The sequence below is a fragment of the Flavobacterium sp. 9AF genome (genome assembly GCF_902506265.1).
GTDB lineage: Bacteria > Bacteroidota > Bacteroidia > Flavobacteriales > Flavobacteriaceae > Flavobacterium.
The window spans coordinates 1-24,003 of sequence record NZ_LR733624.1 but is presented as its reverse complement, the minus strand read 5'-3'; the positions used below and the strand labels follow the sequence as shown (position 1 = coordinate 24,003).

The following is a 24,003-nucleotide window of genomic DNA, read 5'->3' as shown; positions in this document are numbered from 1 at the left end:
TTAATCTAAATTCTCAATAACTGAATTTAAAAGACTTTAATCCTTTGGATTAGGGTCTTTTTTTTATACGTAACCTACGTAATTTTTGCTATTGATACGTATTTTTTAAAAACTCCTATCAATATAGTTTTGTGATAATAAAATTTTCAATCATGAATATAAAAAATACTTTTATCACAGGATTATTTTTTGTTTTAGGAATTGGTTTGTTATTTGCTCAAACAACTCCAATTGCGCAGTTTAGCGCAAGTCCAACAATAGGAAATAATACACCTCTTACTGTTTTTTTTACAGATCAATCCACTTTACCAGACACGTGGCAATGGAATTTTGGAGATGGATTTACTTCAACTGCTAAAAACCCAATTCATACATATAATGCAACAGGAGCTTACACGGTTACTTTAAAAGTAGGGGATACGGTTATTGGTACATCTGATATTATTACAAAAGTCGATTTCATTAAAATTTCAAAACCGGTAGCCAATTTTGTGGGAAATCAATCATTTGGTTGTGCGCCCTTTCATGTGAATTTCTCAGATACTTCTGTAGCAAACGGAGCGCCTATTGTAAATTGGTTATGGGATTTTGGAGACGGTACTACTTCTTCAGATCAAAATCCTTCACATAGCTATCAAAATAGTGGTAATTATACCGTTATTTTAACAGTAACTGATAGTTTTGGAAATTCAAGTACAGATACTTTTACCAATATGATTCAAGTTATTGGACCTAATTTGGAATTTGATGTAAATCATACGTTACTTTTACCAAATGACAATGTAGTATTTTCAAATACTTCAACTTCTTCTGCACCCATAGTTAATTGGCAATGGAATTTTGGAGATGGATCACCTGTTTCCAATGTACAAAATCCAACACATATTTATACAGCACCAGGAGATTATACTCTGAGTTTAACTGCAACCGATTTGGATGGATGTTCTAGAACACTAACCAAAACGAGTTATATTAAAGTTGTCTCTCCAGAAAATATAATTGTTGGTAACGATACGGGATTATGCAATGCAACAATAACATTGCCTAATTTTGAGTACTCTTCTTCTGGTAATGCAATATTACTAGATGGTACAAATGATTATGTGGAAACACCTCTTCCAGCTTTATTTAACGCAATTGCTACTACTGATTTTACAATCGAAATGTGGGTAAATAGAACAGCACCTAGTAGTTCAACTAGTAGATTACTTTTTGCGCAGCTTGATGGAGCAAATTTTGTTAGTTCATTAGTCAATTCTTCTGGTATTTTGTATTTTTTTGTTAATGAAAATGGAATAACCCATAGCGTCAATACGTCTTATATACTTCCAATAAATCAATGGGTACATACAGCGTTTATTTGGAATGCTACTACTAAATCCATAACCGTTTTAATCAATGGTTCACCACAGGCTACTTCTAATGGAGGAGGCAGTAGTTCAGGACAAAATAATAGCATGACAATTGGTAGTAGAACTGATGGAGCTCAATTTTTTAGAGGAAAGATAGATGAAATAAGAATTTGGAATCTTCAGAGAAGTAATGCTGATATAATTGCCAATATGAATACTTGCGTTTTAGAAACGAATGCCAACTTAGTAGCTTATTATAAATTAGATGAGACAATTGGTAGTAGTACTACTATTGATGCAACTGGAAACGGTAATGATGGAACTTTAATCAATTGCGATGTTAATACCGCTTGGAATACAGGTAATGTTTCTTGTGGATTGTATGCTATAAATGATATTACCAATTCAAATAATGCTTCAGGTATTTATCCATTAGGGAATACCACAGTTAATTGGACCGTATCCAATAATTCAGGAGATACAGTTAATTGTACCCAAATAGTTACTGTAGAGGATAACGAAAATCCAGTAATTACTTGTCCTTCTGCTGTCACTTTAACTGCCGATGCGGGTTTATGTACTTCTTCAGCTTCTATTGGAATGGCAATAGCAACCGACAATTGTGGTAGTCCAACCTTAACAAATGATGCTCCAACGGCTTTTCCTATTGGAAATACTACCGTTACATGGACTGCAACCGATAATGCAGGAAATACAGCTACTTGTACCCAAATAGTTACCGTAGAGGATAACGAAAATCCAGTAATTACTTGTCCTTCTGCTATCACTTTAACTGCCGATGCGGGTTTATGTACTTCTTCAGCTTCTATTGGAATGGCAATAGCAACCGACAATTGTGGTAATCCAACTCTAACAAATGATGCTCCAACCGTTTTTCCTATTGGAAATACTACAGTGACTTGGACTGCAACCGATAATGCAGGAAATACCGCTACTTGTACCCAAATAGTTACTGTAGAGGATAACGAAAATCCAGTAATTACTTGTCCTTCTGCTGTCACTTTAACTTCCGATGTGGGTTTATGTACTTCTTCAGCTTCTATCGGAATGGCAATAGCAACCGACAATTGTGGTACTCCAACTTTAACAAATGATGCTCCAACGGTTTTTCCTATTGGAAATACTACCGTTACTTGGACAGCAACCGACAATGCAGGAAATACCGCTACTTGTACCCAATTAGTTACCGTAGAAGATAACGAAAATCCAGTAATTACTTGTCCTTCTGCTGTCACTTTAACTGCCGATGCGGGTTTATGTACTTCTTCAGCATCTATTGGAATGGCAATAGCAACCGACAATTGTGGTAATCCAACCCTAACGAATGATGCTCCAACGGTTTTTCCTATTGGAAATACGACAGTGACTTGGACAGCAACCGACAATGCAGGAAATACCGCTACTTGTACCCAAATAGTCACCGTAGAGGATAACGAAAATCCAGTAATTACTTGTCCTTCTGCTGTCACTTTAACTGCCGATGCGGGTTTATGTACTTCTTCAGCTTCTATCGGAATGGCAATAGCAACCGACAATTGTGGTACTCCAACCTTAACAAATGATGCTCCAACGGTTTTTCCTATTGGAAATACTACCGTTACTTGGACAGCAACCGACAATGCAGGAAATACCGCTACTTGTACCCAAATAGTTACTGTAGAGGATAACGAAAATCCAGTAATTACTTGCACTTCTGCTGTCACTTTAACTACCGATGCAGGTTTGTGTACTTCTTCAGCATCTATCGGAATGGCAATAGCAACCGACAATTGTGGTAATCCAACCCTAACGAATGATGCTCCAACCACTTTTCCTATTGGAAATACTATAGTGACTTGGATTGCAACCGATAATGCAGGAAATACAGCTACTTGTACCCAAATAGTTACTGTAGAGGATAACGAAAATCCGACAGCAATAGCTCAAAATATAACGCTTGTATTAGATAATTTTGGTAACGCCATTTTAACTCCAAGTATGGTTGATAATGGAAGTTATGATAATTGTTCTCTCGTATCTATGACTTTAGATAAAGAAACTTTTAATTGTACAGATGTCGATATACCCGTTGTAGTGACTCTTACAGTAATTGATGCGAGTGGAAATAATAACAGCGCAACTGCACTTGTTACAATCCAAGACAATAGTCTTCCTGTTGTACTAACACAAGATATCACTATTCCTTTAGATACTTTTGGAAATGCTACTGTTACACCACAAATGATTGATAATGGAAGTTATGATAATTGTGGAATACAAAGTTTTCAACTCAATGTTGATACTTTTTCTTGTCCAAGATTAGATGAATCACAATTGGTTACCCTAACAGTTATAGATAGTCATGGAAATAGTGCAACAGGTAATGCTTATGTTTCTTTTACAGGATTCGATTTAGATTTAGACGGTATAGCAGATCCTTGTGATGTTGAATTAAATCCGGATGTGACACCTGTTTTAGGAATTTCACCTAATGACGACAGTGAGAATGATACTTGGGTAATAGAGAATATTACCAATTTCCCTCAAGCCAAAGTTGAAATATTTGATAGAAATGGAGTTGAGGTTTTTAATGCTACAAATTATCAAAATGATTGGTCAGGAAAAAGGAACAATACGGGAGAATTAGTACCTGTTGGTTCTTATTATTTTGTAATCAACATTTTTGGAGATGGATCTTTATTTATTAAAGGCTGGTTATATATTAATTACTAAATTTTATAAAAAGATTATGAAACTACATACATTCTATTTACTTCTATTTACTTCTTTTATAAGCATAAAAATAAATGCTCAAGTAGAACCAACCTATTCACTATATCGATATAACACATCATTTTTCAATCCTGCAGCTTTTGGAAATGAAGAAAAAGTAGCTATTACCACAAATTTTAGAAGTCAGTTTTTAGGGATTGATTATGCACCCGAAACACAAAGCATCAGTTTAGGTATTCCTTTAAACGAAAAAATGAAAATTGGGACAATAGTTATTGCTGATAAAGTATTTATTGAAAGTAATACTTCATTATTTGCTTCTTTATCTTATGGGATTCAAATTGGAAAAGAAACAGATTTATTATTTGGGTTACAAGCCGGTGGTTCGTTTGTAAGTATAGATTTTGGAAAACTAAACTTACCAAAAGATCCTTATCTTTCAAAAGATCCAAATTATTTTAATCCAAATATGGGAGTAGGTTTTTATGTGAAGAATGAAAAATATTATGCCTCATTATCTGTTCCAAGACTTTTTGAAACCGATAGAATTGCAGATGAAAATGGAGTAGCCACACAAGCCAATAATAATGTACAATTCTATATTTCTGGAGGGTATTATTTTGATATATCAGATAAGATAAAACTAATTCCATCTACTTTAGTACGTTTTTCACAGGAAGAAATAATTGCAGATGCTACTGCTACCGTTCAATTTTTTGAAAAGTTTGATTTAGGAGTTAATTATCGTTTAGATAGCGCTATAGGTGGACTTTTTTATATCACTATTAAAGACCGATTACAGTTAGGGTACGCTTACGAATCTAATTTAAGCGATATCAATAAATATGATAATGGTACGCATGAATTTGGATTGAATTTCCGATTTTAAATAGTAATCATAGTTTATTTTATGGTATTTAACCACTCATTATGAGTGGTTTTTATTTATTTTTGAAGAAATGAAACCTAGTGTTTCTTCAACTAAGATTGATTTAAAAATTTAGAATATAGTCTATTATGCATTTAAGACTTGAAGATTATTAAATATGATTAATTTGAACAAAACAACATTTTTTTTAGCTTTTATATTTACATTTTACTCTTTTACTAGTTATTCACAAGAGGAAGCAGAAATTAGAAGTATGAGTCAAGAACAACTTGATTTTTTTGAAGGTAAACTAACTTTTCTTACTAAATATGAACTTTTTGATATAGAAAAAGAACCTGAGCTTTTTAAAGATTTTCTTACTTCTGAAAAAGAACTTTTAATTTATTTGGAATCATTGATTAGAATTAAAAATCCGAGTTTTGAAGATTTTAATAATTTGATATATTACATAGGAGAAGATAAGTTAAAAAAAATGTGGTTTGTAAACTTTAAATTGAATAGATCTTTCATTGGTAATGGTGTTAAGTTAATTATAGTTAAAAATAATTGTAAAATAGTTTTTATGGAAAAAACTAAATAAGGTAATGTACTAGATACCCGATAGCGGAAATGTTTTCCGTGCCCACGAAGTAAATAAAAATAAAAACCACTCTTTTATGGAGTGGCTAGTGTTTATTATTTTAAAGGGAACTTTACTTCCCAATACAAAAATTAGCAAAAATATTGCCTAGCAATTCATCATTGGTCACTTCTCCTGTAATTTCACCAAAATAAAACAACGCTTGTCTGATGTCGATAGCCATTAAATCGGAAGAAATACCCGCATCTAAGCCCCATTTTACTTTTTGCACTTCTTCTAAAGCTTTTAACAACGAATCGTAATGACGTGTATTGGTTACAATCGTTTCATTATTTCTAAGTGCACCCGTATTTACAAACGATAGTAGGGTGTTTTTTAATTCCTCGATACCTATTTTTTGTTTGGCGGATATTGTTTCAAGTTTCAGGTTTAAAGTTTCAAGTTGTTGTTTTATAGATACTAATTCTTCCTTTGAAAGTAAATCTACTTTGTTAATAACTACAATTAAAGGTTTTAGAGGAAATTTATTTTTTACTTTTTCTATTTCAGTAATGTATTCAGAACCTGAAACCTGAAACTTTAAACTTTCAAACAAATACAAAACCACCTGTGCTTGTTCAATTTTTTCAAATGTTTTTTGGATACCAATGCTTTCCACTACATCTTTCGTCTCACGAATACCTGCGGTATCTATAAAACGAAATCCAATTCCATTGATAACCAATTCGTCTTCAATCGTATCACGAGTGGTTCCAGCAATATCCGAAACAATCGCACGTTCTTCATTTAGCAAGGCATTCAATAATGTAGATTTTCCTACATTGGGTTCTCCCACAATCGCAACCGGAATTCCGTTTTTAATTACATTTCCTACGGCAAAGGAGTCAATCAACCGTTTCAATACAAAATCAATACGATTTAGGAGTTCGTAAAAAGCAGTACGATCGGCAAATTCTACATCTTCTTCTGAAAAGTCTAATTCCAATTCGATTAAGGAAGCAAAATTTAATAGTTCTTCACGTAGTTTTGCAATTTCGTTAGAAAAACCACCACGCATTTGCTGCATCGCAATTTGGTGACTGGCCTCATTGTCGGAAGCAATTAAATCGGCTACCGCTTCAGCTTGAGATAAATCGAGTTTTCCATTTAAAAAAGCACGTAAGGTAAATTCTCCTGCTTGTGCCATTTTAGCTCCTTTACGCAACAACAATTGTATAATTTGTTGCTGAATAAAAGTGGAACCGTGACAGGAAATTTCGACTACATTTTCACCAGTATAGGAATTGGGTCCTTTAAAAATAGACAACAAAACCTGATCATAGGTTTTTCCATTATCTACCACATGACCTAAATGAATGGTATGTGTTTTTTGTTTCCCAATGTCTTTACCAGAAACTGATTGAAATACTTGTGAAGCAATAGATATAGCTTCTTTTCCCGACAATCGAATAACGGCAATAGCTCCTGCACCAGAAGGTGTAGCAAGGGCAACAATTGTATCTTGAGCAATCATCTTTTATAATTAAAGTGCAAAGATACTGAAAAGGGATTAGTAATTAGGAGTTAGGAGTTAGGTATTAGTTTTAAGTCAAAAGTCAAAAGTCAAAAGTCGAAAGTCGAAAGTCGAAAGTCAAAAATGTTATCCTACATTACTAATTCCTAATTTCTAACTCCTAACTCCTAATTCCTAACCCCTAAAAACTTATTTCCTTGCTACAAAAGCATTGCTTTCAAATTTCATTTTGCTGTTTAAACTCCAGTTGTATTCCAAATAGGATAGGGTGGCGTTTTCTTTAATTTTGGTATCCGAATATTTATTAATGTAAGACACAATAGAGGTGTTATTCTTTAGGAAATCACCAGCAAACCAATCGAATATTTTAGACAGCTTAATTTCTTTTCTGTTGATAACATTTTTGGTAGAATCATTAATAAATGCTTTGGCAGCAGCTTCTAATTGCATTTCAATAGTGTCTCCATAAAAAGGGGTGCGATTAATATTTGGGCATGAAAGGGAAGCACAATTAATGGCAAAATGAATTCTTTCGTCTAAAGTGGTGCTCAAAATTTCTTTTTCAATATAATTTAATGAAATCAATTGTTCTTTGTAAGGAATATAGCGATAATCAAATGAACCGGAAATGTCTTTGATGCTATTAATGGGAAAGTTATCAATGATTAATTTCATAGAATACACATTGTACACATTAATCCAATGTGATAATTTTTGGTTTTTACTCCAGTCATCATACACTTTAATCGATTCAAAACGTTTAATCACTTTCGCTAAATCAGTATGGTTTTCGTATATGGCATCATAATCGACATAGCCTTCTGCAGAAACATATTTGTTTAAAAAGTCTTCGTAAAATTGGTAATTCACATATTGACTAAAAGCAAGCGATTGAAACGCAAGCAATACTAAAAGTAACATTTTCTTTTTCATAGGATATTTTTATTTGTTAGTAAAACTGTTGGTATAGCAATTCTAATTTTTCTTATTTCAAAATTAGTAGTATGGGTTTCAAAAAAATGTTAGCTCTGTAACACAAACTGGTTTTAAGAAAAATATAACATTTTACTACTGAAGGCGTTCGGAATTAGTTTAGAGAAACACTATTAGAATGAAGTCGTTGGGTTGAAAAATGTATCTTTGCAAGAGATGAAATAGCATCTTCTGATTGTAATTTAAAAAATAATGAAAGCATATACTACTCGAAAAGCAGCCCAAGAAATAGCTCTACAAAAGATAAAGAAGACCTTGAATATTTTAAGTACACTTCGCTTTGTATCTGTTGCTATGGCTGTTTATTTCGCTTACGAATGGTATCAAGAATATACCATTTCATATGTAATACTGTTCTTTTTAGCAGTAATGGTATTTCTTTTTTTATTGCGTTGGTACGACCAAAAAAAAGAAAATAAATTACATAAAGAAGCAATTGTTGCGATTAATGAAGACGAAATTGCTTTCTTAAACAAAGAGAAAAACCCTTTTGAAGCTGGAGCGGCTTTTACTAATTCACATCATGAATATGCCTATGATTTAGATATTTTTGGTCCCAATTCTCTATTTCAAACGCTAAATCGAACCTATACTTATATTGGTAAAAAAACTTTGGCTGAAGCCTTGGTAACCCAAATTTCAAATGATGAAATCTTAGAGAGGCAAGAAGCTATTAAAGAAATGCAATCTAAAATAGAGTGGAGGCAAGATTTTATGGCCAATGCTAAAGTAAGTAAGGATGCAGAACAATTTTACAATCAGTTGCTTGCTTGGACCAAAAACAATAGCCAACCGGTGTCTAAAATGAACCTACTATTACTGTATGTTTTACCAATTGTTTTTCTAACAAGTAGTTTGGGGTATTATTTTATAGGTACGAATAATTGGATGCTGTTTGCAACACTTTCTTTTTTTGCAAATTTAGGTTTTGCCGCTACCTTTATTCAACGCATTAAAATTGAAAATGCACATTCCACATCCATTGATGCAATTGTAAGACAATACAGCTTTATGATTGAGGCGATCGAAAAAGAAACATTTACTTCTAAAAAGTGTGTCGATTTACAACAAGAATTGCAAAAACATAAAAGTAAAGCCAGTCAGTCGTTGTATCAACTTTCCAAATTGTTTTCAGGTTTAGACAGTGTTGCCAACCCTTTAGGTATTCTTTTTTTTAATGGAACCGTCTTGTATCACATCCATATTTTTAGAAAGATTATTAGTTGGAAAAACCAACATGCATTGCATGTAGCACGATGGTTGGAAATTATTGGGGAAATGGAAACCTTACAAAGTTTGTCCAATTTTTCCTATAATAATCCTGATTTTTGCTTTCCAATGCTTAACGATGAGTATGAAATTACGTTTACCCAAATGTCACATCCTCTATTGAAAGCGAATCACAGAGTAAGCAATGATGTTGCTTTTCAACCGCAATCCTTTATTATTCTAACCGGTTCCAATATGTCTGGGAAAAGTACATTTTTGAGAAGTTTGGGTATCAATATGGTTTTAGCTCGAATGGGTTCGGTCGTTTGTGCTTCTCAAGCAAATATTCATCCGATGCCCATATTAGTTTCTATGCGTTTGTCGGATTCTTTATCAGATAGTGAATCTTATTTTTATGCAGAAATAAAGCGTTTGAAACAAATAATGGATGCTTTGGATAACCAACGCGCTTTTGTGCTTTTAGATGAGATTTTAAGAGGTACTAATTCAGATGATAAACGATCTGGAACAGTGGAAGTCATTCATAAAATGATTCAGAAAAAAGCGATTGGAGCCATTGCTACCCATGACATAGAAGTATGTTTGATTGCTGATGAATTTCCAAATCAATTGATTAATAAATGTTTTGAAGTAACGATAGAAAATAACGATTTGCATTTTGATTATGTACTTCGAGACGGAATTTGTAAAAATAAAAGTGCCACTTTTTTAATGAAGAAAATAGGTGTTATCTGATCGATCTAAATAAGAAAAAGCTACATCCGCATTATAATGTAGCTTTTGGGTAATAAAGAAGTAATTAATTAAAAAAGTGAAACTATTTCAAGGCTAAGAATTCTTTAGTAGCAAATTTAACTTGGCTGTTTAAACTCCAATTGTACTCTAAATACTGAATTTCAGCGTTTTCTTTTATGCGAGTGTCAGAATATTTATTAATATAGTCTATTACCGATGCATTGTTTTTAAGAAAATCAGCGGCAAACCAATCAAATATTTTAGATAATTTAACTTCCTTTCTACTAATATCATTTTTGGTTGTATTATTGATGAATTTTTTTGCTGCAACTTCGAGTTGGTTCTCTATGGTATCAGCATAAAAAGGCACTCTATTGATATTTGGACAAGATATGGAGGCACAATTAATGGCAAAATGTACACGTTCGTCTAAAGTTTTACTTAGAATTTCTTTTTCAATATAATTTAGTGAAACCAATTGATTTTTAACAGGTATAAAGCGTAAATCAAAGGATTGATAGACATCTCTAATACTATTAATAGGGAAATTATCAACAATTAATTTAATTGAATACACATTGTAAATATTGATCCAGTGGGATAATTCTTGGTTTTTACTCCAATTCGGATATGTTTCTAATTTTTCAAACCGATCAATAACATTTTTTAAATCCGTATGATTTTCATATATGGCATCATAATCTACATAACCTTCTTCGGATACATATTTGGTTAGAAAATCTTCATAAAATTGATAGTTGATGTATTGGCTAAATGCACTGGTTTGAGATAAAATAAAAATGAGCAGTATGATTATTTTTTTCATGATATAAATTGATTTATTTTCTTTACATACGAAAAAAACATAGTGTTGGTTTTTTAATGATAGAAAATACTCAACTTAAATGAGATAAATAATAAAAACCGCAATTACTAGTATAGTTCATGCGGTTTTTGGGTTAAGGTTGGTTATAGTTATTTTATAATTAGAATATTTCTAAATTCTAATTTCTGATTTCTAAATTCTAAAATTATTAATTACTTAGCATAACGGGCATTACTAGCATAGTTACCGTTTCGCCATCATCTAAGCCATCAACTGGAGTAAGAATTCCAGCTCTATTGGGCATAGACATTTCTAATTGAATTTCGTCACTTGAAAGATTGTTTAGCATCTCAGTTAAGAAGCGAGAGTTAAAACCTATTTGCATATCATCACCTTGATAATCACAAGTTAGTCTTTCATCGGCTTTATTTGAGTAATCAATATCTTCAGCAGAAATATTTAATTCTGTACCTGCAATTTTTAATCTAATCTGATGTGTTGTTTTGTTAGCAAAAATAGCTACACGACGTACAGAACTTAAAAATTGAACTCTATTGATTAATAATTTATTTGGATTTTCTTTAGGAATTACCGCTTCATAATTTGGATATTTCCCATCGATTAAACGACAGGTTAATACATAGTTTTCAAATGAAAAAGTAGCATTCGCATCGTTATATTCAATTTTTACTTCAGCATCTGATGCAGCCAAAATACCTTTCAAAATATTTAAAGGTTTTTTAGGCATAATAAAATCTGCCACTTGTGAAGCTTTAACATCAGTGCGAGCATATTTAACTAATTTGTGCGCATCAGTTGCTACAAAAATTAATCCTTCTGGTGAAAATTGAAAAAAGACACCACTCATAACAGGTCTTAAATCATCATTACCTGCAGCAAAAATAGTTTTACTTATAGCAGTAGCTAATACTTCAGCTGGCACTAGGGTTGATGATGGATCTTCTAAAGCAACTGCCTTAGGAAATTCTTCTCCTGGAGCATAAGCAATGGCATATTTACCAGAATTAGAACTAATTTCTACAGTACTATTTTCTTCAACTGTAAAAGTTAAAGGTTGCTCTGGAAAAGTTTTAAGAATATCTAATAATAACTTTGCAGGAACAGCTACACTACCTTGACTATTAGAATCGATTTCTAAATTAGCAGACATAGTAGTTTCTAAATCAGAAGCAGATACAGTCAGTTTACTGTTATCTAATTCAAATAAAAAGTTATCTAAAATGGGTAACGTATTGCTACTATTAATAACGCTTCCTAATACTTGAAGTTGTTTTAATAAATACGAACTTGAAACTATAAATTTCATTATTATTTTATTTTAAAACCGTTTATGATTTTAGTTGCACAAATATATTCTAATTATTAGCAAACACAAAAAGATTTTTATTAAAAACTATTTGCTATATGTTTTTTTTCTTAAATAAGTAAAAAGTAATCCAAAAATTATTAATATAAATAGAGGTAAACCTATTGTCATCATTTGAGCCCAAGTGTAGTTTTGATATACTTTTTCTTTGTTTAAAAGTGGAAGTGAAACGTCTTTACTTCTAATATTTATTAAACCAGTATCGTCTAAAAGGTAATTCACACTATTCATTAAAAATTCTTTATTGCCATAAAGATTATTTGTCCATTTATCAAAGCCTAATTCTAGTGGAACTCCCTTTTCTAATTGATTTTTAATAACATCACCATCAGAAATGACAATCATTTTATTCTGTACACTTTTATTTTTAAAGTTATTATCTTTAAAAGGTAATACCCGATTGGAATACATCGAGTTAAATTCTCCTTCTAATAATACGGCAACAGGTAATAAACCTTTTCCATTATAATCTTCAGGTTTCGTCTCTTCTGTAACCATATCTAACGAAATTTGTGCAGGTGTACCTATCGATTTCGAATACTCGGAACTACTTAAAAGAACCGTTTTTTTAATGTTGTTTTTGAGCAATTCTATTGGAGAAGCAAATTCAAATTTAATTCCTTCCATGTTTTTTACCAAAGGATGATGGGTAGAAGGATAAACAAAAGGTGAAAATCTCCAAAAATATTGTTGGTATTGTGTTTCGCTACCTTGTTGACCCGTGGCTAATTTGATAGGTATTGCTTGTTCATCTTTTATTAATAATGGATTAATTCGAATGCCATACTTAAAGAACATTTCGGTTAAATTCAAATCATTTCTTTGCGCTAAAATGGCTCCTGTTTCATTGTATAGATCTTCGTAATTAGCATGCACATTATCTAATAACCAAAGCGTTTTGCCACCATTCATGATAAACTGATCTAAAACTTGTTTTTCTTCATCAGTAAAGTTTTCAGTAGGTTTTGCAATAATTGCTAAATCATAATTTTCTAATGCTGTAAGAGTTTCTTTTGGTTTTGAACCTACAGAATCAAGTGTAAAGGGTGCTAAAAAATAACTTTCTCGAACCGTTTTTAAGAAGTCAGCGATATAAATATCTTGTAATTCACCATTACCTTTAATAATAGCAATTTTCTTTTGTTTCTCTTTGGTAATCTTGTTAAAAGCTTCTGCAAATGCAAATTCCAAGTGTTGTACAGAACTAATTACTTTTTCTTCAGTAGTTGCTCCCATTAAGTTTTTTAATAAGGCTACTTTGGCACCTTTATCTCCATAACTAGCTACTGCCCAAGGGAAAACTACTTCTTGAGTTTGTTTTCCTTTATCATCAACTGTAATGTTTAAAGGTTGTAATCCTCTTTCATAAAATTCTTTCATTACAGCAACACGTTCTTCCTCCTTTTCAACGGGGTTTACAAAATTGATAATGATATTTGGATTATAAGCGGCAAATTCTTCTAATAATTCTCTTGTTTCGTTTTGTAAACGTTTAAAGTCTGGAGGGAAATTCCCTTCTAAAAAAACATCTACAATAAGTGGACTGTCTACGTTTTTAATGATATTTAATGAAGTCTCTGAAAGTGTATATCGCTTGTCTTCCGTTAAATCGAAACGTTTAAAAAAATAAAAGCTCAGTATATTTATAGCTATCAATACAAAAAAGATTACAGCTAAAGATTTAAAATTTTGTTTTTTTGAAGTTTTCATTATCCTCTTACTCTTTTTAGTTGGAAAACGGTTAATGATAAAAATAGTATGGTAATACTTAAAAAGTATATAATGTCTCTTGTGTCAATTACTCCACGGCTCATACTTCTAAAGTGATAATCCATTCCTAAAGCGGCAATTATTTTACTGTTTTCTGCAAATTTATGCGCTATACCGTCAAAACCGAAATAAAAAATAAAACAGATAAAAACCGAAATAATAAATGCTATTATTTGATTGTCTGATAAAGAAGAAGTGAAAATACCAATTGATGAATAAGCACCTATAAGAAATAATAACCCAAAATACGAACCAAGTGTGCTTCCTATATCTATATTTCCAGATGGATTACCTAAATAAGATACAATCCAAACATAAATATATGTAGGTAAAATTGCAATAACGATTAACAGTAACGCTCCAAAAAATTTACCATTTACGATTTCCCAAATCGATAACGGTTTTGTAAAAAGAAGTTCTATTGTGCCTTGTTTTCTTTCGTCTGAGAAGCTACGCATTGTAACGGCTGGAATTAAGAAAATTAAGATCCATGGAGCTAATTTAAAAAATGGACCCAAATCGGCAAATCCAGAATTTAAGATGTTAAATTCACCATCAAATACCCAAAGAAATAATCCATTGAGAATTAAAAAAATGGCAATGACTAAATAGCCAATTGGTGAACCAAAAAAAGATTTTATCTCTCTAAAAAGTATTGCTTTCATGTCTTGAGATTCAAAATGATTTTAATTTTGTGAGTTATTTTATGCAGTTTTAGATTTTGCAAATGTAGTATATTACTTTAATTATAAGCTAAAATTTAAGAATGAAAGCTGTAAGTATTAAACTAAAGTAACTAATTTGTTTACACTCCAAGCCTCAGGTTTATCACTAAATAAAGCCTTAGTAAAATTCCATACTTCAGTAAAAAGCACTGATTTTCTATATTCTTCTAAGTTTTCTTCTTGTTGCCAATAACTATAGGTGAAAAATATCCTAGGGTCATTTTTGTCTTGATAAAGCTCTAAAAATTCGTTTCCCTCAAAATTTCTAATTTTTTCTTTTACCTGATTAAAGTTTTCTAGAAAGAGATCAATCTTGTCTTCCTGAAATCTCATTTTTACGATCCTTACAAACATTATTATGAATTAAAAGTTATATTAATTACATCTCTGAATTTTAATCCTAAAAGGGTAGAAGCTGAACCTACTGTTTTAGGATTACTTTTATAAATTGCTATTTCTAGATAGCCATTTTCATTAAAAAGCGCTAAAGCATTTCCTTCAAAAGATTTTAATGGATACTTATCTGCATTTTTAAAATCGGAATAATAGCGATGAATTCGTTCTATTTTTTTATTATGAAATGAAATTGTAAAGGCTCTTTTTAAAGCAATTTCATCAAAAAGTTTTTTAGAAATATTGGTTACACAATTTCCAAATTGATCAATATAAATGATATTTCCTTTTATGGAAACGGCATCACTTGAAATTATAGGAGTTAATTCATTTACAATTTTCAACTCTGTTATTTCTTTACCAATAACGTTTAATAAACCACCTCGAGTTATATGCGAAGCTACTGCAACAAATACATTCATAGGAGTAGGTTCTTCTTGAAGACGGTCGTGAATAGAAATAGCAACTATTTTTTGTGGATTTTTTTTTTGAATTAAAGCACTAAGGATTCCATTATCGGCACATATAAAATATTGATCTTCCCATTGCATGGCTATATGTTGAGTTACGTCGGTTTTTTCACTATCAACACCTATTATATGTATTGTTCCTTTTGGAAAACTATTGTAGGAAGCAGCGATACAATAACTTGCTTCTAAAGTGTTAAATAAGTCGATATCATGAGAAATGTCGACAATAGTTGGATTTTCAATATTAGAGATAAGCTTACCTTTTAAAGCACCCACAAAATGATCCTTTAGTCCAAAATCGGTAGTAAGCGTAATTATTGACATATTTTTGTTTATAACTTATTAAAAATACAAGCACTGTTTTTCTTAAATTTGAATCATGCACTTTTGCTTTTTTGTACAAAAAATAGTAGAAAAATAGCAGAAAGTTTTTTTGGTAAAATTATATAATTCCAAAATTCAATACAAAGCTAGCATAATTTTAAGACAACAAAAATAATTTAAAAAGAAAGCATTTGAACGAGAGAAACATTGAACTAGTTGAGATTACACCGAAAGATTTTTGGGGGGCACAAGATATTCATTTAGAGGCAATTAAAAAATATTACCCAAAACTAAAATTTGTAGCTAGAGGAACAACATTAAAAGTCTATGGCGAAGAAGAAATTTTAGAAGAATTTGAAGCCAAATTTAAAAGACTAATGCTGCACTTTACCAGATATAATAATATTGATGAGAATGTAGTATCAAGAGTATTAGAAAGTGATGCTCAAGAAGCGCAATTCATGCATGATAGAGATAAAATTTTAGTGCATGGAGTTAGTGGTAAGCTGATTAAAGCCATGACACCTAATCAACAAAAGTTAGTTGATACTATCATAAAGAATGACATGGTTTTTGCAATAGGTCCAGCTGGAACTGGAAAAACATATACCGGTGTAGCTATGGCAGTAAAAGCGTTAAAAGATAAACAAGTTAAGCGAATTATCCTTACACGCCCAGCTGTGGAAGCGGGTGAAAACCTTGGTTTCTTGCCTGGTGATATGAAAGAAAAATTAGACCCTTATATGCAACCTTTATATGATGCATTACGAGATATGATTCCACCTGAAAAGTTAGAGGATTACATATTGAAAGGTATAATTCAAATTGCACCCTTGGCTTTTATGAGAGGGCGTACTTTAGATAATGCTTTTGTAATTCTTGATGAGGCACAAAATACAACGCATAGTCAGATGAAAATGTTCTTAACTCGTATGGGGAAAAATGCGAAGTTCATGATAACAGGTGATCCTGGACAAGTTGATTTACCTAGAAGAACTATTTCAGGATTAAAAGAAGCTATTCTAATTTTGAAAGATGTTGAAGGTGTAGGAATTATTTATTTAGATGATAAAGATATAGTGCGTCATAAACTAGTGAAGAAAATTATAGATGCCTATAAAAGTATAGAAAATCACGATTGATTTTTTAGATTTTAAGACCGAAAAGAGCTAATTTATTTTATAATTAGCTCTTTTTTTATTTTAAATTGATAAAATAATGATTTTATAAAATTTATCAACACGAAAACGTTTTCGTTGTGTTATTTGTATTTTTTAATTAAAATAATTATAAATATTATATTAATTTAGGTAAAAAATTAAATAAATACAAATATGAAACAAACTTATCAACTTCGTTTTTTTGCTATTTGTTTGGTTTTTCCTTTTTTTTCATGTGATAAAGAGGAAAGTCTAAACGAAAGCGAAGCCCATTTAAATGATTTTAAAACAATTGAAGTGACGACTCATGACGGAAGACCTTTTAGTACCGGTGATGATAAATCTAATTTGAATGCAAAATATGTTGCCAATGCAGGTGGAGGTGTTATGATGCAAGGTTTCTATTGGGACGTACCATCTGGAGGAACTTGGTGGAACACAGTAAAAAGTAAAGTTACCGCTTGGGGTAATGCTGGTATAGAATCTATTTGGTTGCCTCCCGCTTCAAAAGCTCAAAATGGAGCTTATTCTATGGGATATGATCCTACAGATTATTATGATTTTGGTAATTATAATCAAAATGGAAGTGTAGAAACCCGCTTTGGATCAAAAACGGAATTAACAAGTTTGATAACTGCTGCTCATAATGAAAATATGAAAGTATATGCGGATATAGTAATTAATCATAATAGTGGTGGACAATTAGAAAACAATCCATACACTGGAACACAAACTTGGACTAACTTTTCAGGTGTAGCTTCTGGAAAATTTCAAAGAAGTTATCATGATTTCTATAAAAATGCTTATGGGAATAATGATGAAGGAAGTTTTGGAGGTTTTCCAGACTTATGTCATGCTAATCCTTATGTTCAAGATTGGTTATGGGGTAGAGCAGATGCGGTAGGTAAATACTATAAAAATACAATGAAATTTGATGGTTGGCGATTTGATTATGTAAAAGGATTTGGACCATGGGTTGTTAATCAATGGAATGCTAACGTAGGAGGATTTTCTGTGGGTGAATATTGGGATGGTAATGCAGCAACTTTAGAATGGTGGTGCGATAATGCAAATAGTTCTGCATTTGATTTTGCATGTTATTACAAAATGGATGAAGCGTTTGATGGAAATGATTTAAGTAAATTAAGTTCTGGAGATATGTTATGGAAGAGAAGACCATTTAGGGCTGTTACTTTTGTTTCTAATCATGATACAGATCAAATTTGGAATAAAAATTTAGCATATGCATATATTCTTACACATGAAGGTTATCCTACTATTTTTTATAGAGATTATGAAGAATGGTTGGATAAAAATAAATTGAATAACTTAATTTGGATTCACAACAATAAAGCGACTGGAAATACTTCGATTTTGTATGCAGATAACGATGAGTATATTGCTAGAAGAAATGGATATAATGGTAATTCAGGTTTAATAGTATATTTAAATAACTCTAGTTCTTGGCAAGAAAGATGGATTCAAACCAATTGGGCTAATACAACAATAAAAGATTATACAGGAAATTCAAGTTGGTATCCTACTACACAAGGAGACAAATGGGTAAAAATACAATGTCCTCCGAATAGTTATTCTATTTGGTCAACGTTATAAATTTTATATTACGTTATTTTTGAGTTATAATTAGGTTAGATGCTGTACTAAAATATGTACAGCATCTTTTTTTTGTTAATGTGTATGAAATGAGTTTTATTTGTAGCCCAAAAACTATTAAAAATTGAAAAACATACTCATTACTGGTGCATCTGGCGGTTTAGGTAAAATTACGGTTAAGTATTTTGCAGAAAAAGGATGGAATGTCATTGCAACCATGATAGACATCAATTTAGCGGAAGAATTGATTGATTGGCCCAACGTAAAATGCTATGAATTAGATGTTACCTCTACAGAAAGTATTGAAAAAGCTAAGGAACAAATTTTGCAAGATTTTCAAACTTTAGATGTAATTATAAATAACGCTGGATTAGGTTATCGTAGTTTTGTTGAGCTTTCAGAAGATTCTAAAATTGATACTATTGTTAATGTTAATTTATTAGGCGTTATAAAAGTTTGTAGAGCTTTTATACCAGTTTTTAGAGCACAAAGAAAAGGAAACTTTATTAATATTTCATCAGTCGCAGGATTAGTTAATTTACCTTTAGGAAATTTTTATCATGCTACTAAAAGAGCTGTCGAGAGCTTTTCAGAATGTATGTCTTATGAATTATTAGATTTTAATGTAAGTGTTTGCACTGTACAATTTGGTAATGCACCTACAAATTTTCAAAAAAATGTGGCTCAATGTAAAGAAACTGAAATAGTTTCTTACGAAGAAATGAAATGTAAGATTAATAAAATACTGAATAATAAAACGAAAAAAAATAAGGATTTAACTGATAAGATAGTTTCTAAGCTATATAAAATTGCAGAAAAACCTCAAATAAGCTTTAGAAAATATACCATAGGTTTTGATGCAAATTTTATGAGATATCTTAGAAGAATTTTAGGATACAGAATGTTTAATTGGGTAATTAAGAGAGTCGTTTTAAAAAGATAAAGAAATGAAATACTATTTTAAATATGAAAAAGGATTTGTAAATATTGATGAAAATAATTTATATCTTACTAAATCAGGAAATTGGTCAGAAATAGATAATATTTATGAAAAAACTAACAAAACGAAAAGTATTCATACAAGAAAAAAAATTAGAACATATAGTTTCTATGTAATGTTGCTAGCTTTTTCATTGCTCTTGTTTTTTAATATAAATAATGGGAAAAATGGAAAAATTATGTTGCCTTTAGGTATTATGTTATTGTTCTTGTCAGCTTTTAATTATATAAGAGTAAATTCTGGAAATCAATATAAAATTCCATTAAAAAAGATAATAAAAATCGAGTACACTTATAATAGTCTAAAAATACATTTTAAAAATGCTGAAAATAAAGTCGATTTTGAAAGAATTGAAAAAATAGAAGATAAAGGTATTTCGATTTTAAAAGATCTTAAATTGCTTAAATGATTAGTATTAAGGATAATAAAATATTAAGCTTTTAATTGTGTAAGAATTTTCAAAAATAATGTAAGTTATCGCTTAGCAACTTTCTTGAAATTTGTAACATAAATTTTAAAGAAACAGAATATGAAAAAATTATTTTTATTAATCGGAATATTAGGTTTAAGTCCGATTTTTGCACAAGAAACAGAAATTGATATTAATTCGGACAATTCATGGTTAAAAGCGGGTATAACTGCTGGAGTTCCTGTTGGCGACGCAAGTGATGTATCCTCTTTTAATTTAGGATTAGACTTAAGAGGTCAGTATTTATTTAATCCAAATTTTGCAATTGGAGTTGCATCAGGTTATTCACATTATTTTGCTAAAGACAACTTTGAAGATTTTGGAGTGGTACCAGTAGCTGGTTTTTTACGTTATTATTTTACTCCTAGTGGGTTATTCTTTGGTTCAGACTTAGGCTATGGTTTTTTAACTAATGTAGAAAATAATGATGGTGGGTTATATGTTAATCCACAAATTGGTTACCACAATAGAGATTGGAATATTTATGCCTTTTATCAAAACACTTTTGCAGGAAACGATTTAGATTTGCAAACTGTAGGTTTAGGTGTAACCTATAATATTAGATTTGAATAAATAGAAAATAAAGTCAATACGAAAGGAAGAAAGTAATTTCTTCCTTTTTTTATTTTTTATTGTTTCGCAATGTTAAACAAATTACATTTGCACTTCAACAACATAACAATAAATGAATACAATTACAGCAACTAATTTTAGTTTTCCAAACCAAAAATCTGTTTATCGTGGTAAAGTTAGAGAAGTTTATAATATAAATGATGAACTTTTAATTATGATTGCTACTGATAGATTATCTGCCTTTGATGTGGTAATGCCTAAAGGTATTCCGTATAAAGGACAAATTTTAAATCAAATTGCAACGCGTTTTATGCAATTAACTCAAGATATTGTTCCAAATTGGTTAATTGCAACACCAGATCCCAATGTTGCTATTGGGCATCTTTGTGAGCCATTTAAAGTTGAAATGGTAATTAGAGGATATCTTTCAGGACATGCTGCAAGAGAATATAAAGTAGGGAAAAGAATATTGTGTGGAGTAACTCTTCCAGAAGGATTAAAAGAAAATGATAAATTTCCTAATCCTATTATTACTCCAACTACAAAAGCCGATTTTGGAGTACATGATGAAGATATCTCTAGAGTAGAAATTCTTAATAAAGGGATTGTTTCAGAAGAAGATTATATTGTTCTAGAGCAATATACTAGAGCTTTATTTCAAAGAGGAACTGAGATAGCAGCTTCTAAGGGGTTAATTTTAGTTGATACTAAATATGAATTTGGAAAGACTAAAGATGGTAAAATCGTTTTAATAGATGAAATTCATACTCCCGATTCTTCTCGTTATTTTTATGCAGATGGATATGAATTGAGACAACAAAATGATGAACCTCAAAAACAACTTTCAAAGGAATTTGTACGTCAATGGTTAATTTCTAATGGTTTTCAAGGAAAAGAAGGACAACAAATTCCAGATATGACTGAAGATTATATTAATGGCGTATCTGAAAGATATATAGAATTATTTGAAAATATACTTGGAGAAAAATTTATTAAAGAAGATATATCTAATATTCAGAAAAGAATAGAACAAAATGTTCTAGAATATTTAAATAAATAATTGTAAAATTTAAATTTCACTAACTTTAGATAAAATAAAAACACAAAAAGGCTTAATTTTTAAGCCTTTTTGTGTTTTTATTTTATCTCGTTTAAAGTACTTTTTCTATAGAAAAATTAGTTGAAAGCGATGTTCCAGTTGATCCACTATTACTAGATTTTAATTTAGCATCTCTTGTAACACTATTTTCATAATCTGTAAATATTCTAAATCCATAGGAGTGACCTTGGATTAGTTGTAAATAGTTTGTGATACCATAGCTTTCATTTCTTCCGCTTCCCATTCCAGAATTATTATTATCTCTATGTTTAAAGGTTCTTCTTAATACCCAATGATTATCAGTAAAATCCCATAAGCCAATTAAAATATCTAAATCTTTAGAATTATTACTATAATCGCCAATGTCAAAATCCATTGAAATTTTATAATATCCATTTACGGTAGGAGAATATCTGCCTGTAGTATTATTGTATTCGTTTAAAACATCTAAAAGTTCATTACTTAGAATGATATCTTTAAAATTGTAGTCTAAATTCAAACTTAAATCGTTAGATAAAAAACCCACAAATTTAATACCTGGAGCAGTAACTTCATTAAAACCAGTTACAAGAGTTCCATCTGAAGTTACAGAAACAGGAGTTGTGCTTCCAGAAGTATTGGATAAACCTCTAATTCGGATGTTCCCATTAACATCTAACTCCTTTGTTGGATTAGTAGTACCTATACCTACTTGAGAAAAAAGGATGAAGGGACAAATTAAAAATAAAATTAAAATCTTTTTTGAATACATAATTGAGCATTTGGTTAATAAAAATCATGTAGTAAAAGTTTCATATTCAATTTGGTAACACAAATCTCAAAAATATTATTAAAGAAACATAAACAAATCGATTAAAGAGCAAATAAAAACGGTAAACAAGCATTTATAGGTTAATTAAATGCAAAAAAACAGCCTCAAGGGCTGTTTTTTTTATTTAAAGTATGAAAAATTATGATTATTTTCAATTTTTAATAAGCTTTCGTATATTAAACGGATTACGTTTTCTACATCTTCTTTATGAACCATTTCAACAGTTGTATGCATATATCTTAAGGGCAACGATATAAGTGCAGAAGCAACACCACCATTACTATATGCAAAAGCATCTGTGTCGGTTCCCGTTACTCTAGAGGTAGCATGTCTTTGAAAGGGAATTTTATTTTCTTCTGCGGTCTCTACAATCATTTCGCGCAAAATGTTTTGTGTAGCAGGAGCATAAGCTATAACAGGACCTTTTCCCATTTTTAAATCACCCTCAATTTTTTTATCAATCATGGGTGTAGTCGTATCATGGCAAACATCAGTTACAATTGCTACATTAGGTTTGATGCTTTGGGTAATCATTTCGGCACCACGTAAACCAATTTCTTCTTGTACTGAGTTCACAATGTATAACCCAAAGGGTAGTTTCTTTTTGTTCTCTTTTAATAAACGTGCTACTTCTGCAATCATGAAACCTCCCATGCGATTGTCGATTGCTCTACAAACAAATTTATCGTTGTTCAATACTTCAAAAGTATCTGGGTAGGTGATTACACAACCTACATGAACACCTAATGCCTCTACTTCAGCTTTGGTAGAACAACCACAGTCAATAAAAATGTTTTCAATTTTTGCAGTTTCTTCTGCTTTTCCAGCTCTTCCTCTAGTATGAATGGCTGGCCAACCAAAAACCCCACGAACAATTCCTTTCTTCGTATGAATGTTTACTCTTTTAGATGGCGCAATCTGATGATCCGAACCACCATTTCTAATAACATAGATTAAACCGTCATCTGTAATATAGTTTACGTACCATGAAATTTCGTCTGCGTGACCTTCAATCACTACTTTATAAGGAGCATCTGGATTTATTATTCCAACTGCGCTCCCATAAATATCAGTAATAAAAGTATCAACGTATGGTTTTAAATATTCCATCCAAATTTTTTGACCAGAAGCTTCCCAACCTGTTGGTGAAGCATTATTTAAATAATTTTCTAAAAAAGTAAGTGACGATTTGTTTAATATCGATTTAGAACTCATAAATATTTATTTTTTGCTAAATTATAAAATTGGTTGAAGACTTATCTAATATTTATTTATTTTTGGTTATAATTTTAAATTAAGAAATACTAGTTTTAGAAATTAGTACAATTTTTATATCGTTATTTTGAGACTCTAATAT

The 24,003-nt window shown here is 30.9% G+C and carries 20 protein-coding genes; 10 read left to right on the top strand and 10 right to left on the bottom strand.

What is annotated here, in order from left to right; genetic code table 11:
* Positions 1-152: 152 nt before the first annotated feature.
* The 3 genes from HALO113_RS18535 (at position 153) to HALO113_RS18525 (ending at position 5,554) form a co-directional block, all read left to right on the top strand.
* The gene (locus HALO113_RS18535; protein ID WP_159780631.1) at positions 153-4,085 is read left to right on the top strand and encodes an HYR domain-containing protein; all 3,933 of its coding nucleotides are present in this window, start codon (positions 153-155) and stop codon (positions 4,083-4,085) included.
* A 16-nt stretch (positions 4,086-4,101) separates the two neighbouring features.
* Positions 4,102-4,974 (top strand): PorP/SprF family type IX secretion system membrane protein, encoded by an 873-nt coding sequence (locus HALO113_RS18530; protein WP_159780630.1) that lies wholly within the window; start codon positions 4,102-4,104, stop codon positions 4,972-4,974.
* Between the two features lie 166 nt (positions 4,975-5,140).
* Positions 5,141-5,554 (top strand): hypothetical protein, encoded by a 414-nt coding sequence (locus tag HALO113_RS18525; protein WP_159780629.1) that lies wholly within the window; start codon positions 5,141-5,143, stop codon positions 5,552-5,554.
* 112 nt (positions 5,555-5,666) lie between these two features.
* Here HALO113_RS18525 and mnmE read toward each other — a convergent pair whose 3' ends face one another.
* Both mnmE and HALO113_RS18515 read right to left on the bottom strand, forming a co-directional pair.
* Entirely contained in the window at positions 5,667-7,067 is a 1,401-nt protein-coding gene (gene mnmE / locus HALO113_RS18520; RefSeq protein WP_159780628.1) for a tRNA uridine-5-carboxymethylaminomethyl(34) synthesis GTPase MnmE, read from the bottom strand.
* A 189-nt stretch (positions 7,068-7,256) separates the two neighbouring features.
* Positions 7,257-8,000, bottom strand: coding sequence for a DUF547 domain-containing protein (locus HALO113_RS18515; RefSeq protein ID WP_159780627.1), 744 nt, complete (start codon positions 7,998-8,000; stop codon positions 7,257-7,259).
* Between the two features lie 252 nt (positions 8,001-8,252).
* Between HALO113_RS18515 and HALO113_RS18510 the strand changes: the two genes are divergently transcribed.
* Complete coding sequence (locus tag HALO113_RS18510) at positions 8,253-10,025, top strand: DNA mismatch repair protein (RefSeq protein ID WP_159780626.1); 1,773 nt, start codon at positions 8,253-8,255, stop codon at positions 10,023-10,025.
* An 82-nt stretch (positions 10,026-10,107) separates the two neighbouring features.
* On the opposite strand, the gene HALO113_RS18505 is transcribed toward HALO113_RS18510, so the two are convergent.
* The 6 genes from HALO113_RS18505 to HALO113_RS18480 all read right to left on the bottom strand — a co-directional run bounded on the left by HALO113_RS18505 (position 10,108) and on the right by HALO113_RS18480 (position 15,920).
* Positions 10,108-10,851 carry a DUF547 domain-containing protein gene (locus HALO113_RS18505; RefSeq protein ID WP_159780625.1) on the bottom strand — a complete coding sequence of 248 codons (744 nt, stop codon included), beginning with the start codon at positions 10,849-10,851 and terminating at the stop codon, positions 10,108-10,110.
* 208 nt (positions 10,852-11,059) lie between these two features.
* Complete coding sequence (gene dnaN, locus HALO113_RS18500; protein WP_159780624.1) at positions 11,060-12,178, bottom strand: DNA polymerase III subunit beta; 1,119 nt, start codon at positions 12,176-12,178, stop codon at positions 11,060-11,062.
* Positions 12,179-12,265: 87 nt separating this feature from the next.
* A complete protein-coding gene (gene gldG, locus HALO113_RS18495; RefSeq protein ID WP_159780623.1) occupies positions 12,266-13,948 on the bottom strand; it encodes a gliding motility-associated ABC transporter substrate-binding protein GldG in 1,683 nt (560 codons plus the stop codon).
* The gene (gldF, locus tag HALO113_RS18490) at positions 13,948-14,673 is read right to left on the bottom strand and encodes a gliding motility-associated ABC transporter permease subunit GldF (RefSeq protein WP_159780622.1); all 726 of its coding nucleotides are present in this window, start codon (positions 14,671-14,673) and stop codon (positions 13,948-13,950) included. Before gldF ends, gldG begins: the two co-directional genes overlap by 1 nt.
* 117 nt (positions 14,674-14,790) lie before the next feature.
* Positions 14,791-15,087, bottom strand: coding sequence for a putative quinol monooxygenase (locus tag HALO113_RS18485; RefSeq protein WP_159780621.1), 297 nt, complete (start codon positions 15,085-15,087; stop codon positions 14,791-14,793).
* Between the two features lie 2 nt (positions 15,088-15,089).
* Positions 15,090-15,920 (bottom strand): S-adenosyl-l-methionine hydroxide adenosyltransferase family protein, encoded by an 831-nt coding sequence (locus HALO113_RS18480; protein ID WP_159780620.1) that lies wholly within the window; start codon positions 15,918-15,920, stop codon positions 15,090-15,092.
* Between the two features lie 191 nt (positions 15,921-16,111).
* Here HALO113_RS18480 and HALO113_RS18475 point away from each other — a divergent pair, with 191 nt between their 5' ends.
* The 6 genes from HALO113_RS18475 (at position 16,112) to HALO113_RS18450 (ending at position 21,796) form a co-directional block, all read left to right on the top strand.
* A complete protein-coding gene (locus HALO113_RS18475) occupies positions 16,112-17,062 on the top strand; it encodes a PhoH family protein (protein WP_159780619.1) in 951 nt (316 codons plus the stop codon).
* 192 nt (positions 17,063-17,254) lie between these two features.
* On the top strand, positions 17,255-18,694 hold the full coding sequence (locus tag HALO113_RS18470) for an alpha-amylase (protein WP_159780618.1): 1,440 nt from the start codon (positions 17,255-17,257) through the stop codon (positions 18,692-18,694).
* A gap of 124 nt (positions 18,695-18,818) precedes the next feature.
* The gene (locus HALO113_RS18465) at positions 18,819-19,637 is read left to right on the top strand and encodes an SDR family NAD(P)-dependent oxidoreductase (RefSeq protein WP_159780617.1); all 819 of its coding nucleotides are present in this window, start codon (positions 18,819-18,821) and stop codon (positions 19,635-19,637) included.
* A gap of 4 nt (positions 19,638-19,641) precedes the next feature.
* Positions 19,642-20,103 (top strand): hypothetical protein, encoded by a 462-nt coding sequence (locus tag HALO113_RS18460; protein ID WP_159780616.1) that lies wholly within the window; start codon positions 19,642-19,644, stop codon positions 20,101-20,103.
* A gap of 120 nt (positions 20,104-20,223) precedes the next feature.
* On the top strand, positions 20,224-20,736 hold the full coding sequence (locus HALO113_RS18455) for a hypothetical protein (RefSeq protein ID WP_159780615.1): 513 nt from the start codon (positions 20,224-20,226) through the stop codon (positions 20,734-20,736).
* Between the two features lie 112 nt (positions 20,737-20,848).
* Complete coding sequence (locus HALO113_RS18450; protein ID WP_159780614.1) at positions 20,849-21,796, top strand: phosphoribosylaminoimidazolesuccinocarboxamide synthase; 948 nt, start codon at positions 20,849-20,851, stop codon at positions 21,794-21,796.
* 91 nt (positions 21,797-21,887) lie between these two features.
* Here the strand turns inward: HALO113_RS18450 and HALO113_RS18445 are convergent, their stop codons facing one another.
* Together HALO113_RS18445 and HALO113_RS18440 are read right to left on the bottom strand one after the other, a co-directional pair.
* Entirely contained in the window at positions 21,888-22,586 is a 699-nt protein-coding gene (locus tag HALO113_RS18445) for a hypothetical protein (RefSeq protein WP_159780613.1), read from the bottom strand.
* A 180-nt stretch (positions 22,587-22,766) separates the two neighbouring features.
* Complete coding sequence (locus HALO113_RS18440; RefSeq protein WP_159780612.1) at positions 22,767-23,861, bottom strand: M42 family metallopeptidase; 1,095 nt, start codon at positions 23,859-23,861, stop codon at positions 22,767-22,769.
* Positions 23,862-24,003: the final 142 nt, after the last annotated feature.